The sequence below is a fragment of the Chania multitudinisentens RB-25 genome, assembly GCF_000520015.2.
Classification (GTDB): Bacteria; Pseudomonadota; Gammaproteobacteria; order Enterobacterales; family Enterobacteriaceae; genus Chania; species Chania multitudinisentens.
The window spans coordinates 4,715,092-4,729,362 of the sequence record NZ_CP007044.2 but is presented as its reverse complement, the minus strand read 5'-3'; the positions used below and the strand labels follow the sequence as shown (position 1 = coordinate 4,729,362).

The 14,271-nt window shown below is 50.2% G+C and carries 9 protein-coding genes; 3 read left to right on the top strand and 6 right to left on the bottom strand.

Features of this window, described 5'->3' with window-relative positions; genetic code table 11:
• Positions 1-138: 138 nt before the first annotated feature.
• From asnB to nagB, 6 genes are all read right to left on the bottom strand, one after another.
• Positions 139-1,803, bottom strand: a complete 1,665-nt coding sequence (gene asnB, locus Z042_RS20970) for an asparagine synthase B (protein WP_024911506.1) — start codon at positions 1,801-1,803, stop codon at positions 139-141.
• 334 nt (positions 1,804-2,137) lie between these two features.
• A complete protein-coding gene (locus Z042_RS20965; protein WP_024911507.1) occupies positions 2,138-3,601 on the bottom strand; it encodes a carbohydrate-binding protein in 1,464 nt (487 codons plus the stop codon).
• Between the two features lie 216 nt (positions 3,602-3,817).
• On the bottom strand, positions 3,818-4,570 hold the full coding sequence (locus Z042_RS20960; RefSeq protein WP_024911508.1) for an HAD-IIA family hydrolase: 753 nt from the start codon (positions 4,568-4,570) through the stop codon (positions 3,818-3,820).
• Between the two features lie 107 nt (positions 4,571-4,677).
• On the bottom strand, positions 4,678-5,898 hold the full coding sequence (nagC, locus tag Z042_RS20955; protein ID WP_024911509.1) for a DNA-binding transcriptional regulator NagC: 1,221 nt from the start codon (positions 5,896-5,898) through the stop codon (positions 4,678-4,680).
• A 136-nt stretch (positions 5,899-6,034) separates the two neighbouring features.
• Positions 6,035-7,189: an N-acetylglucosamine-6-phosphate deacetylase gene (nagA, locus tag Z042_RS20950; protein ID WP_024911510.1), complete on the bottom strand. Its 1,155-nt coding sequence runs from the start codon at positions 7,187-7,189 to the stop codon at positions 6,035-6,037.
• A gap of 21 nt (positions 7,190-7,210) precedes the next feature.
• A complete protein-coding gene (gene nagB / locus Z042_RS20945; protein ID WP_024911511.1) occupies positions 7,211-8,011 on the bottom strand; it encodes a glucosamine-6-phosphate deaminase in 801 nt (266 codons plus the stop codon).
• 400 nt (positions 8,012-8,411) lie between these two features.
• Here nagB and nagE point away from each other — a divergent pair, with 400 nt between their 5' ends.
• The 3 genes from nagE (at position 8,412) to chiP (ending at position 14,268) form a co-directional block, all read left to right on the top strand.
• Positions 8,412-10,445 (top strand): N-acetylglucosamine-specific PTS transporter subunit IIBC, encoded by a 2,034-nt coding sequence (nagE, locus tag Z042_RS20940; RefSeq protein ID WP_024911512.1) that lies wholly within the window; start codon positions 8,412-8,414, stop codon positions 10,443-10,445.
• A 189-nt stretch (positions 10,446-10,634) separates the two neighbouring features.
• Positions 10,635-12,299, top strand: coding sequence for a glutamine--tRNA ligase (gene glnS / locus Z042_RS20935; protein WP_024911513.1), 1,665 nt, complete (start codon positions 10,635-10,637; stop codon positions 12,297-12,299).
• A 580-nt stretch (positions 12,300-12,879) separates the two neighbouring features.
• Positions 12,880-14,268: a chitoporin ChiP gene (gene chiP, locus Z042_RS20930; RefSeq protein ID WP_024911514.1), complete on the top strand. Its 1,389-nt coding sequence runs from the start codon at positions 12,880-12,882 to the stop codon at positions 14,266-14,268.
• Positions 14,269-14,271 lie beyond the last annotated feature (3 nt).

Here is a 14,271-nt window from a genome sequence, read left to right as displayed (position 1 = left end):
AAGTTTTTTCCCGAAAAAGTACCCGCAGGTGTTGTTTGTCTGGGTTGTGAACAGGTTGGTGATAAAAGCGTCAGTTTATGCGATTGGTGTTTGAAAACATCAACAAAAGGCGGGCTTTGCAGCCCGCCGGGGAGAGGGTTATTGATAGGCTGATTGGTGAACGCCGACTGCGCGGCCAGAAGGATCATCCATCTTTTTGAAGGACTCATCCCATTCAATGGCTTTGGCTGACGAACAAGCTACCGATGGGCCGCCAGGAACACATTCCGCAGCGCTTGGCAGTGGGAAGAGTTCTTCGAAAATCTCGCGGTACAGATAGCCTTCTTTGGAGGTCGGCGTGTTGTACGGGAAACGGAAGCGTGCGGTTTCAAGCTGTTGATCGCTGATCTGCTTGGCGGCCACTTCTTTCAAGGTATCGATCCAACTGTAGCCTACGCCGTCGGAGAACTGTTCCTTTTGGCGCCAGGCGACGCTCGCCGGCAGATAGGATTCAAAACATTGGCGAATAATGTGTTTTTCCATTTTGCCATTGCCGCACATTTTGTCTTTTGGGTTGATGCGCATGGCAACGTTAAGGAAGTTTTTGTCCAAGAACGGCACGCGGGCTTCTACCCCCCAGGCCGACATGGCTTTGTTGGCGCGGGCACAGTCATACATATGCAGTGCCAGTAATTTACGCACGGTTTCTTCGTGGAATTCTTTGGCGTTCGGTGCTTTATGGAAGTACAGATAACCGCCGAACACTTCATCGGCACCTTCACCGGACAGCACCATTTTAATCCCCATCGCCTTGATTTTACGCGACATCAGATACATTGGCGTTGAGGCGCGGATAGTGGTGACATCGTAGGTTTCGATGTGGTAAATCACGTCACGGATCGCATCCAACCCTTCCTGCACCGTAAAGTGGATTTCGTGGTGTACGGTGCCAAGATGGTTAGCCACTTCCTGCGCGGCGCGCAGATCCGGTGAACCTTGCAGACCGACGGCGAAGGAGTGCAACTGCGGCCACCAGGCTTCGCTACGCTCGCCATCTTCCACACGGCGTGCGGCGTATTTCTTGGTAATGGCGGAAATCACCGAAGAATCCAGCCCACCAGAGAGCAACACACCGTAAGGCACATCGGACATCAGGTGGCTTTTCACCGATTCTTCCAGGGCGTTACGCAGCGCGTTGGCATCGGTCACGTTGTCTTTGACGTTGTCGAAATCGAACCAGTCACGCTGATAGTAGGTACGGATTTCCCCATCCTGGCTCCACAGATAGCTGCCCGCCGGGAATTCTTTGATGCTGCGGCAAACCGGCACCAGCGCTTTCATTTCAGAAGCGACAAACAGGTTGCCATGCTCGTCATGGCCCATATACAGCGGAATAATGCCGAGATGATCGCGGCCAATCAGGTAAGCATCTTTCTCTGTGTCATACAGTGCAAAGGCAAACATGCCTTGTAATTCATCAAGGAAGTCGGGGCCTTTTTCCTGATACAGCGCCAGGATAACTTCACAGTCGGAGCCGGTCTGGAACTCATACCGGTCGCTTAATTTTTGGCGCAGTGCCTGATGGTTGTAGATTTCACCGTTAACGGCCAAAACGTGGGTGTGCGCGGCGTTGTACAGCGGTTGGGCACCGTTGTTCACGTCAACAATCGACAGGCGCTCATGGGCCAAGATGGCCTTATCGCTGGCATAAACGCCGGACCAATCCGGGCCGCGATGGCGCATTAAGCGGGATAACTCCAGGGCTTTTTTGCGCAGTTCAACAGGGTCGGACTTCAGATCGAGCACACCGAAAATAGAACACATACAAACTCTCCTAACGACTTTTCTTGGGCTGTGAAATTCATTCGCTGTTATTTACAGTATTACCGTTTTATCAATAATGATGCGGTTTTTCTGCCTTCTGATGATGAAAATGCGTCAAAACCTGACAAACATGCAAGCGTTTTAACGTTACACTGAAAAATAGTCAGTTGAGTAGTGGCGGAAATTAGCGGATATGCAGTTTTATAGGTAGAAAATTAGCGAATGTATAATTTTTAAGGGGATACATGGATTGCCGGTAAAATTTTCTGGCAATCCATTAAGCAGATTTTACGCCATTACCAACGATGCTGTAGCTGGATAGACGCAAGGGTTATCAGGCGATTAGTTGCCACAGGGTGAAGGCGGCGGTCGGTGTCCAGCCCGCATTCGAAGTATGTGATTGAATACAGGTATATTTTTTGCCTTGATAGGTCACTATGTCGCCAGCTTTATAAGCGTGATTGATTTCCCACTCGGTGATGCCCGGATTCGGTGGCGTGGTGCCATCGTCCGTGGTTTTTACTGTCAGTGAGCTGCTTGGCAATGATTGGTTACCTTTACTGTCGGTTGCGGTGACAAAGTAGCTGTATTGGGTGTTGGCGGTCAGGCCCCTGTCTTGCAAGCTAAGGCTGCCTGTTTGGCCAATAGCGTTACCGTTGCGGTAAACGGTGTAACTGACAACAGGATTAATGCCGGTGGCGGCAGACCAGCTCAATTGCAATGAGGTTGCAGTCAAGGCCGAAACGGTCAGCGCCGTGGGGGCATTGGGTTTTTCTGGCTGAGGTGGGAGCACGCCTCCTTGAATCAACTGGGTGTAGCGTTTAGCAAATTCCCAGTTGTACGCCACACCCGTTTTGCTTTTACCGTTGTCCCAGTTGACGGACCAGGTCATCAAGCCTTTGATCGACAGATTGTTGGCATCCAAGCGGCTAAATGCACGGTAGACCGCCTGCGGATCGACCACGTAACCGCTTGCTGCTGCGTCGACATTGCTTGGTAGGCCGATAACAAATTTATCAGGTGGGATTTTTGTGTAATTGCGGGTGCCGGTAACCAGGCTTTCTGTCAGGTAATACAGGAAGTCTTCTTTCACTGTGTCATCGTTCTGGGTAATCCAAGCCCCTTCACCGCCATTGGCCTCATCAACCCAAAGACCATCACCTCCTTGGTTATAATATTGTGGAGCGATAAAATCATAATAACCTTCTAGCGCGGAAATATAATCCAGGTAATTGCCCGCAGTGCGTAAATAAGGGAACTCTGGTGCCATGCTGATAATGAAATTTTTACCTTGAGCAGCGTAATAATCTTTTACTTTCTTCAGTGCGGTTGGTAATACGGTTTTATTATTGGCGGCATTAATTGCTGTCTGCTCCAGATCAATATCCAAGCCATCGAAACCATAGGTTTCTACCAAGCGGATAATTTCATCTTTCAATTTATCTTCATCGCCGGTTTTTAAAGCGATATGCGCATCGGCACCACCGAGAGAGATTAATACCGCACGTCCTTGACAGTTTAAAACGCCAACCTGGCGGCGGAACTCAGCATCGGAAAGGTTATAGGGTTTAAAGGTGGGAATGCCTTCGCCTTTCATAAACGCCACGGCAATCACATTGTATGCTTCAGGAATATCGGTCAGATTCATATTCGCAAACTGACCTTGCTGGTAGCCATCGCTGTTACCTGCCGGCCAGTTTTGCCAAAAACCCAGCATGATTTTTTTATTACGCATATCCGGCATACCAGCGGCATCGTCGGTTAGGGTACTCGGAATGGAAGAGTTAATATCAGCCATCATCAACCTCATTATTTATGAAAACAGGATTTAGTTAACATGCCGTAAAGTAAATTATTGGGCATGCATCTAGAATGCCGTTTTTTTTATTAGGTGAGGGTGAAAGCTTTATTTGCCGCAGAATAATAAATTTCACGTTGAAAATAATCTGAGGCTATTGATTGATTTTTTACAGGCAGGAAAATAACCGGGCAGCGGAGATCGCCGCCCTGGGAATCAAAAGATATTGATATCTGCCACCGAAGGGAAGATATAACTTGGGCGGAATGGCATGGTTTCGACATCATTCAGCGTGGAAACGCCGGACAACACCAGAATGGTTTCCAGGCCAGCCTGGAAACCGGCCAGGATGTCGGTGCGCAGGTTGTCACCGACGATCACCGTTTCTTCTGAATGGGCCTGTAGTTTGTTCAGTGCGGCGCGGATGATCCACGGGCTCGGTTTACCGACATAAAACGGTTTGCGCCCGGTGATTTTTTCGATGGGTGCGCACAAGGCCCCACAGGCAGGAACGAATCCGTGGCCGTGGGTATCGGGATTGGTGGCGATAAAGCGCGCGCCATGGGTGACGAAATAGGCTGCTTTATGCATCATATCCCAGTTATAGGAGCGCGTTTCGCCCACGATCACAAAATCTGGGTTGATATCGGTAATCGTAAAACCGGCTTTATACAGTTCGTGAATGAGTGCGCCTTCGCCAACCACATAGGCTTTTTTGCCTTCCTGGCGCCGCAGAAAATCGGCAGTAGCCATTGCTGAGGTATAAAACGCGCTTTCCGGCACGTTCAGCCCCGCAGCGGCAAAGCGGTTGGCCAGATCCTGCGCGGTTTGCGATGGGTAGTTGGTCAGCATGACCAGTGGCATCCCTTGCTCCTGAAGGCGGGCCAGGAACAGGTCGGCACCGGGAACGGCAGTATTGTCATGCATCAGCACGCCATCAATATCGCATATTACGTTTTTAATCGTCATTGTTGCTGTTTCTCATGATTTACCCCTCTTTTTGCGGTGAATTACAGCGAAAAAAGCGGGGTAGAGTTGCAGGCAAAAAGTGAAGATAGCATGCCTGTCGAAGGGGGTCAGCTTTCCAGCAACCGTTGCAAAAGTACGCCATTAAGCATGGCACGTTTGGCCAAGGCAAAAGCACCGATTGCTGAACGATGGTTAAGCTCCGAGGTAACCACCGGCAGGTTTTTGCGAAAATCTTTCAACGCCTGCGTATTGATGCAGCTTTGTATCGCTGGCAACAGTACCTTATCCGCTTCGGTGATCTCACCGGCAATGACCACTTTTTGCGGGTTGAACAGGTTGATGGCGATGGCCACGGCTTTGCCGAGGTAGCGGCCAACGTGTTCGAGCACTTCGCTGGCTAGCAAATCACCACGATTGGCAGCTTTGCAGATTGCGCTGATATTACAATCGTCCAGCGTCAATTTGCTTGGATAATTCTGTGCCAGCAGGTGGCGCACGCGCTGTTCAATCGCCGCGTTGGAGGCGACGGTTTCCAGGCAACCAAAATTACCGCAATGGCAGCGTTCCCCAAGCGGATCGATCTGAATATGGCCGATCTCACCCACGTTGCCGTTGTTGCCCAGGAAGATTTGACCATTGACGATAATCCCGGCTCCGGTGCCGCGGTGCAGGCGCACCAGAATAGAATCTTCGCAATCACGTGTGGCGCCGAAGTAATGCTCGGCCAGTGCCAGGCTGCGGATATCATGGCCGATAAAGCTGGTGATCTTGAAACGTTGCTGAAGGTTATCAACCAGCGCCCAGTTATTGATGCTGATGTGCGGCATATAGCGCACAATGCCCTGAGCGGGGTTAACTAAACCGGGCAGGATCACGGCAATCGCAATCAGCTCGCGCAGCTTGCGCTGATAGCTGGCAATAAATTGTTCGATAGCATTGAACAGTGCATTTTCCAGCGTCTCTTGAGTGCGCTCCGGCAGAGAATAATGCTCCTCCCCCAGAGACTTGCCGCTCATGTCATACAACGTAATGGTGGCATCATGGCGGCCAAGGCGCACGGCAACGGTATGAAATTGGCGGGTTTCAGAAACAATAGAAATAGCACGGCGGCCGCCGGTGGAGGCTTGTTGATCCACTTCTTTGATCAGGCCGCGCTCCAACAGCTGGCGCGTAATTTTGGTGACGCTGGCGGGGGCAAGCTGGCTGAGTTCAGCAATCTGAATACGCGAGATCGGGCCTTGTTGGTCGATCAGGCGATAAACTGCTGCGCCATTGAGTTGTTTAACTAAGTCAACGTTCCCTATTTGTGCTGGTCCGCCTGCGCTCATCAATAATTTTACTCTTTGTCTGTGAATGATACCCAAATTACTTGAAGTTGCAGCTAAGCAGCAAGGGCGAGTATCCCCAAAAGCATCGATAACTTTGTGGCTGGGGTGAGCGCCCACAGCCAACAACGCTGTGGCTTCAAGTCAGTGGGGTATAAACCTCGTTACCGTTAACGAAGGTCTTTGTAATCCTATAATCGCGGGTAAATACGGCCAGGTTGGCCACTTTACCTGCTTCAATGGTGCCTAAACGTTGTGCAACACCAATGGCACGTGCCGGATACAGCGTAGCCATACGCAACGCTTCATCCAGTGGGATACCCACATGTTCCACGCTATTTTGCACGGCTTCGAGCATGGTGAGCGCTGAACCACTCAGCGTACCGTTTTCATCAACACACAGCCCATCGCGATAGTATATTGTTTTACCAGCAAAAATAAACTGGTCAATGTCCGCGCCTGCTGGTGCGGTTGCATCGGTAACCAGAACCAGTTTATCCCCTTTTACTCGTTTGGCATTACGGATACTCGCCCAGGCGACATGGTGCCCGTCAGCGATGATCCCGGTATAGACCTCCGGCGTATCGAAGATGGCCCCCATCAGGCCTGGCTCACGCCCGGTAATATAAGGCATGGCGTTGTACAGGTGCGTGGCGAAAGTAATACCGGCGGCAAAGCCAATGCGTGCCTGATCATAGGTGGCGTTTGAGTGGCCAGCAGAAACCACAATACCGGCCTGGGCCAGCTGTTTGATAAATTGTGGCGCAACCATTTCCGGTGCCAGCGTCACTTTGGTGATCACATCGGCATTGGCACATAGGTAGCCGATCATCTCGCTGGTGGGCTTGCGGATAAATGCCGGGTTATGGGTGCCTTTCTTGAGCTCGCTCAAGTATGGCCCTTCCAGATGCAGGCCAAGCGCCTGATTAGGATTGTTTTTCAGATAAGCGCGCATCACATTGATGCTGTGCTTCATAAAGTCGTCGCTGGAGGTGATCAACGTAGGCAGATAACTGGTACAGCCCGATTTTTCATTGGCACGCTGCATAATTTCCAGCGTTTCTTCCGAGATAGCCTCTAGCGAATCGTTGAATTGCACGCCGCCACAGCCGTTGAGCTGCACGTCGATAAAGCCGGGGGCTAAGATGGCACCACCCAGATCGCGCGTTTCGATGTCAGCAGGTAATTTAGCCTGTAGGCAGACCCGTTCAATCAGACCATCAGCAATGACAACTGCATGATCATCAAGCACGTCGTGGCCGGTAAAGATCCGGCATTGGGTTAAAGCGAACATGTAGGTAGCCCCCGCAGAAATTTAAAGACTATTAACGCTTTCCGCTTCTAATTCACGGAAATATTTAACGGTTTTCACCTTGAGCTCCATAGTGGAAGGCTCATCGCAAACCACAACGGATTTCGCGTGCAGCTGTAGGCAACTGATGGTCCACATATGGTTAACACAGCCTTCTACTGCGGCTTCCAGGGCCTGCGCCTTGCCACGGCCGGTGACCAGAATCATCACTTCCTCTGCATCCAGCAAAGTGCCCACGCCCACGGTCAATGCATATTTCGGTACTTGGCTGACGTCGCCGTCAAAGAAACGGGAGTTAGCGATGCGGGTTTCTTCCGTCAGCGTTTTGATACGGGTGCGTGAAGCCAGGGAAGAGGCGGGTTCGTTGAACGCAATATGTCCATCAACCCCTACGCCACCCATGAACAGGTGAACTTTACCGTAAGATTTCATCTTAGCTTCGTACTGGCGGCATTCTTCATCCACGTCTGGTGCGTTACCATTCAGCAGATTGATGTTTTCTGCTGGAATATCAACGTGGTCGAAGAAGTTGCGGTACATAAAAGTATGATAGCTTTCAGGGTGTGCCTGCGGCAGACCGACGTATTCATCCATATTGAAAGTGATCACGTGCTTAAAGCTGACTTCACCTGCTTTATGCATGGCAATCAAGTGCTTATAAGCTTCAAGCGGAGTGCCGCCGGTAGGAAGGCCGAGGACAAACGGGCGCTCGGCGGTTGGCTGGAATGCGTTGATACGCTGGACGATATGGCGTGCAGCCCATTTGCCGACTTGGGCGGTATCTTTCAGTGGGATAAGTCTCATCGTACACCTCTTGGTAGAATAAACTGTAGCTATACTGTGATAGGCCAAAGCTAGAGTCTTAAGCGTAACTCAGCTTTAAGGCGTTCGTGTTAAACGTCGCGCCGTTGATTTTTTTAATGATAAAATAAGTTTTGTGCGATGGCTAGCAATGTGGCAGCTCAAGACTGCTTTTTAGTGATTTAAATCACAAAAAATGAGGTTTTAATTTGCGATACGAAATAAATTTTTTACACTCCGCATGAAGAGATTATCTCCCGCCATTGCCCGTGGGTCTGTGACGATATTATGGGTAATGGCGGGAGACAGTCTGCTAGGTGACATAGATTATTTCTAAAAGGTAGTAGAGTTTTATCAAGAAACTACTAAATAAGGTCCGTCCGCGGACGAATAGGGGGAAATGGTGAACATTCTTAGTTATTTGCAAAAGGTGGGCCGGGCCTTGATGGTTCCGGTTGCCACGCTGCCTGCCGCGGCCATCTTGATGGGCGTCGGGTACTGGATTGACCCTGTCAGTTGGGGGGGAGACAATGCTCTGGCAGCACTGTTTATCAAATCGGGTGCGGCCATCATCGACAATATGGCGGTGCTGTTCGCCGTTGGTGTGGCTTATGGTATGTCAAAAGACAAAGACGGTGCCGCTGCGCTGACCGGTTTTGTTGGTTTCTTGGTATTAACCACCCTGTGTTCACCGGGTGCCGTGGCGATGATCCAAAAAATCCCGGTTGATCAGGTGCCAGCTGCGTTCGGTAAGATTCAGAACCAGTTCGTCGGTATCTTGGTGGGTATCATCTCTGCTGAGGTCTACAACCGTTTCAGCAGCGTTGAGTTGCCAAAAGCGTTGTCGTTCTTCAGCGGCCGCCGCTTGGTGCCGATCCTGATCTCCTTCCTGATGATCCTGGTGGCTTTCATCATGATGTACGTCTGGCCGGTGGTCTTCAGCAGCTTGGTGAACTTCGGTGAGCATATCCAGAAATTAGGCTCCGCTGGAGCAGGTATCTACGCGTTCTTCAACCGTCTGCTGATTCCAGTTGGTCTGCATCACGCGTTGAACTCCGTATTCTGGTTTGACGTTGCCGGTATTAACGATATTCCTAACTTCCTGGGTGGCCAGCAGTCCATCGAATCCGGTAAAGCCATTGTTGGTATCACTGGCCGTTACCAAGCGGGCTTCTTCCCGATCATGATGTTCGGCCTGCCGGGTGCGGCATTGGCGATTTATCACTGTGCTCGCCCAGAGAACAAAGCCAAAGTACTGGGGATCATGCTGGCTGGGGCGTTTGCGTCCTTCTTTACCGGTATCACTGAACCGCTGGAATTCTCCTTCATGTTTGTGGCACCGGTGCTGTATGTGATTCACGCCGTGCTGACCGGGATCTCCGTCTTCATTGCCGCCAGTATGCAGTGGATTTCTGGTTTTGGTTTCAGCGCCGGTCTGGTGGATATGATGTTGTGGGTACGCAATCCGCTGGCCACCCACTGGTATATGCTGATTCCGCAAGGTCTGGTGTTCTTTGTTATCTATTATGTGGTATTCCGTTTCACTATCAGTAAGTTCAACCTGATGACCCCAGGCCGTGAACTGGCGGTGGCCGGTGATGAGACCGACGGTTATGACGTGAATGTGAACAGCGATGCGGGTAAAGACGAAAATGAAACCGTTACGCTGGCTCGTCGCTATGTTGGTGCTATCGGGGGTTCTGAAAACCTGACCGGTATTGATGCCTGTATTACCCGTTTGCGTTTGAACGTGAAAGACTCGGCTTTGGTGAATGATGTTCTTGCTAAACGTCTGGGTGCTTCTGGTGTGATCCGTCTGAACAAACAAAGCGTGCAGGTCATTGTCGGTACTCGTGCTGAACTGATTGCCAGCGCAATGCGTAATATTGTGGCCGCAGGCCCGATACCCGCCGCTTCTGCGCCAGCAGTTGGGGCTGCGGATGTTAAGCCCCAGGCGGTGCCTAACGCACCGAAGGCCGCTTTCCAGACGCTGGTTGCACCGGTAACTGGCGACGTTGTGGCATTGGATCAGGTGCCAGATGAAGCATTTGCCAGTAAAGCGGTGGGTGACGGTGTGGCGATTCGCCCAACTGACAAAACCGTAGTGGCACCTGCCGATGGCACCGTGGTGAAGATTTTCAATACCAACCATGCATTCTGCCTGGAAACCGATAAAGGGGCGGAAATCGTGGTCCACATGGGTATCGACACCGTTGCGCTCAACGGCCAAGGTTTTAAACGCCTGGTGGAAGAGGGGACTGAGGTGAAAATGGGGCAGCCGATTCTGGAAATGGATCTGGAATACCTGAATGCCAATGCACGTTCGATGATCAGCCCGGTAGTGGTCAGCAATACTGATGACTATGCCGGTTTGACCGCGTTCGCGACGGGCCAGGTAGTTGCGGGCCAAACCCCGTTGTTTGAAATCCAAAAATAAGCCTGTTTCTCCCGAGTCATTTCGGGGGTTAAACAAGTCATAATTCTGGCGGGAAAAGAGCGATCTTTTCCCGCTTTTTTATTTTTGATCGGCGGAGCGTGTTTTCATGAAACTAACGGTTGTTTCCAGACGTGGCTTGTTGGAACATAGGGAGTTATGTGTAGCGCTTCGCATTTGAGGAATAGTGACATGAGTGAGGCTGAAGCCCGCCCAACCAATTTTATCCGTCAGATCATTGATGAAGATCTGGCGTCAGGGAAGCATTCATCAGTACAAACCCGTTTCCCACCAGAACCGAATGGTTATTTGCATATCGGCCATGCCAAATCTATCTGCTTGAACTTTGGTATTGCGAAAGATTATCAGGGCCAATGCAACCTGCGTTTTGATGATACTAACCCGGTGAAAGAAGACATCGAGTTTGTCGATTCCATCAAACAGGATGTGGAGTGGCTGGGGTTCAAGTGGAGCGGCGAGGTTCGTTATTCTTCGGATTATTTTGATCAACTGCACCAGTATGCGGTTGAATTGATTGGTAAAGGCTTGGCCTATGTTGATGAGTTAACGGCTGAGCAGATCCGTGAATACCGCGGCACGCTGACCGCACCAGGCAAAGAAAGCCCTTACCGTAACCGCTCGGTGGAAGATAATCTGGCGCTGTTTGAAAAGATGCGCAACGGCGAGTTCGCTGAGGGCAGCGTTTGCCTGCGCGCCAAGATCGACATGGCTTCACCGTTTATCGTGATGCGCGATCCGGTGATCTACCGCATCAAATTTGCCGATCATCACCAAACGGGCAGTAAATGGTGCATTTATCCAATGTATGATTTCACCCACTGCATTTCCGATGCGCTGGAAGGGATCACCCATTCGCTGTGTACGCTGGAGTTTCAGGATAACCGCCGCCTGTACGACTGGGTGCTGGATAACATCACTATTGCGTGCCATCCGCGGCAGTATGAATTTTCGCGCCTCAACCTTGAGTACACCATCATGTCGAAGCGCAAGCTGAGCCTGCTGGTGACGGAAAAAGTAGTGGAAGGCTGGGATGATCCCAGAATGCCAACCGTTTCTGGCCTGCGCCGCCGTGGTTATACGGCCGCTTCTATCCGCGAATTCTGCCAGCGTATCGGTGTGACCAAACAGGACAACAATGTCGAGATGATGGCGCTGGAATCCTGTATCCGTGACGATCTTAACGAGAATGCGCCACGGGCAATGGCGGTGTTGGACCCGGTAAAAGTGGTCATTGAGAATATGCTGGGTGATGTGGAAATGGTCACCATGCCTCACCATCCGAACAAGCCGGAAATGGGCAGCCGTGAAGTGCCATTCAGCCGCGAAGTGTATATTGATCGTGCTGACTTCCGTGAAGAAGCCAATAAACAGTACAAGCGCTTGGTATTGGGTAAAGAGGTTCGCCTGCGTAATGCCTATGTGATTAAAGCAGAGCGTGTCGAGAAGGACGCGGAGGGTGAAATCACCACGATTTTCTGCACTTACGATCCTGAAACGCTGAGCAAAGATCCTGCTGACGGCCGCAAGGTGAAAGGGGTGATCCACTGGGTGTCGGCTGCTCATGCGTTGCCTGCGGAAATTCGTTTGTATGATCGTTTGTTCAGCGTGGCTAACCCGGCGGCGGCGGAAGATTTCCTGGCGACCATTAACCCGGAGTCACTGGTGATCAAGCAGGGTTTTGTTGAACCTAGCCTGGCAGGTGTAACACCAGAAAAAGCCTACCAGTTTGAGCGTGAAGGTTATTTTTGCGCTGATAGCCGTTACTCTTCGGCCGAGAATCTGGTGTTCAACCGTACCGTTGGTTTACGTGATACCTGGGCTAAAATAGGCGAATAAACGCTGATTTTGTCACTATTACTAAAGCGCAGCTCAGGTTGCGCTTTTTTATGCTCAAAATTTATTGTTTTCTCTTTCCGCATCCTCTTTTTACACCTGATTTTTTGCTTTTTTTCTTGTCTTTCTCTGAAAATTATCCTGACTTTGATATTTTTCACTGCTTGTATAATTTCCTCCTATATATTCGCGATGAAAATTAATCTCATTTGTAGAGCGCTCTCATTTTTTTATCAATAGTTTGTTCTTGATGAGTTGAAACCTTTTAATTATTAAGACGTTTATCAATTTATCATCGTTTATTCTGATTTTATTGAATTTTTTATTCAAAAAAATATTCCAAACCAGCGTGTAACGAAAAGGCATCGATATGTGCTCTTTGTCATACTTTGACAAATCTTTCTCACTTTTTGTTTGATAATTCGCGTCGCGAAAAATAGTCTAGCGCTAGTAATAAAGCTGAGTGGCGCTTTTCTCTCAGTAGAGTTTTTTACCCGATAGGGTTTTTATTAGCGGCCGTGCAGGGCAGTGGTGAACACAGGCGGGCGCACTTTTATAAAGTTAAGTCAAAGAGGAATTTTTTATGGGTATGCACGGTGCTCAGCGTAAAACGCTGGCGCTCGCTGTTGCGGGTGCATTGTTAGGAACTGGATTTGTCATGGCACCCGAAGCGAGAGCAGAGGGATTTATTGATGATTCTACACTGATCGGTGGGGTTTATTACTGGCAACGTCAGCGCGATCGCAAAGATGTTGAGACGGGTGAATTCAAAACCAACCTTTCCCACGCAACGTGGAACGCTAACCTGGATTTCTCGTCTGGCTACGCGGCAGATATGTTCGGGATCGATGTGGCGGCGTTTACTGCCATCGAAATGGCAGAATCCAGTGAGAGCGCCCACCCTAACGAAATCGCCTTCTCCAGCCGTAACCGTACCTATGATGAAGATTACTCTGGTGATAAAAGCGGTGTCAGCTTGTATAAAGCCGCTGGTAAATTCAAATATGGCCCGATGTGGGCTCGCGCGGGGTATATCCAGCCGACTGGCCAGACATTGCTGGCGCCGCACTGGAGCTTTATGCCGGGCACTTATCAAGGGGCAGAAGCCGGGGCCAGCTTCGACTACGCGGATTCAGGTGCACTGAGCTTCTCGTATATGTGGGCCAACAGATATAAAGCACCTTGGCATATCGAAACGGATGATTTCCGCCAGAATGACCGCACTACCCGTGTTTCCTATCTGCACTCTTTGGGTGCCAAATATGACTTCAAAAACGATCTGGTGCTGGAAGCTGCTTTCGGCCAGTCACAAGGTTATGTGAATCAGTATTTCACCAAAGCGTCTTACAAATTTGATGTTGCGGGTAATCCACTGACCACCAGCTATCAGTTCTATGGTGCTGAAGATCGTATCAATAACCAGAATGATCCAAACAGCATCTACGACGGTCTGGCATGGTTGCAGGCGCTGACCTTCGGCTATACCACCGGCCAGTTCAATTGGCGCCTGGAAGGCACCATGGTTAAAGCGGACGGCAATCAGGGGTTCTTCTTACAGCGTATGACCCCGACTTATGCCTCTTCCAACGGCCGTCTTGATATCTGGTGGGATAACCGTTCCGACTTTAACGCTAACGGTGAAAAAGCCATTTACGGTGGTGTGATGTATGACCTGAGTAAATGGGATATCCCAGGCATGGCGGTCGGTGCTTCCTATGTTTATGGCTGGGATGCGAAGCCAAGCACCAACCCGATTTACGATCAGAACCAACGTCTGAGAGAGAGTGCTTACAGCCTGGATGCAACCTACACCCTACAAGATGGCCGTGCTAAAGGCACATTGTTCAAGCTGCATTTCACGCAATACGACAACCATTCGGATATCCCAAGCTGGGGCGGTGGTTTTGGTAACATTTTCCAGGATGAAAAAGACGTTAAATTCATTGTTATCGCACCATTCACGATTTTTTAAAAA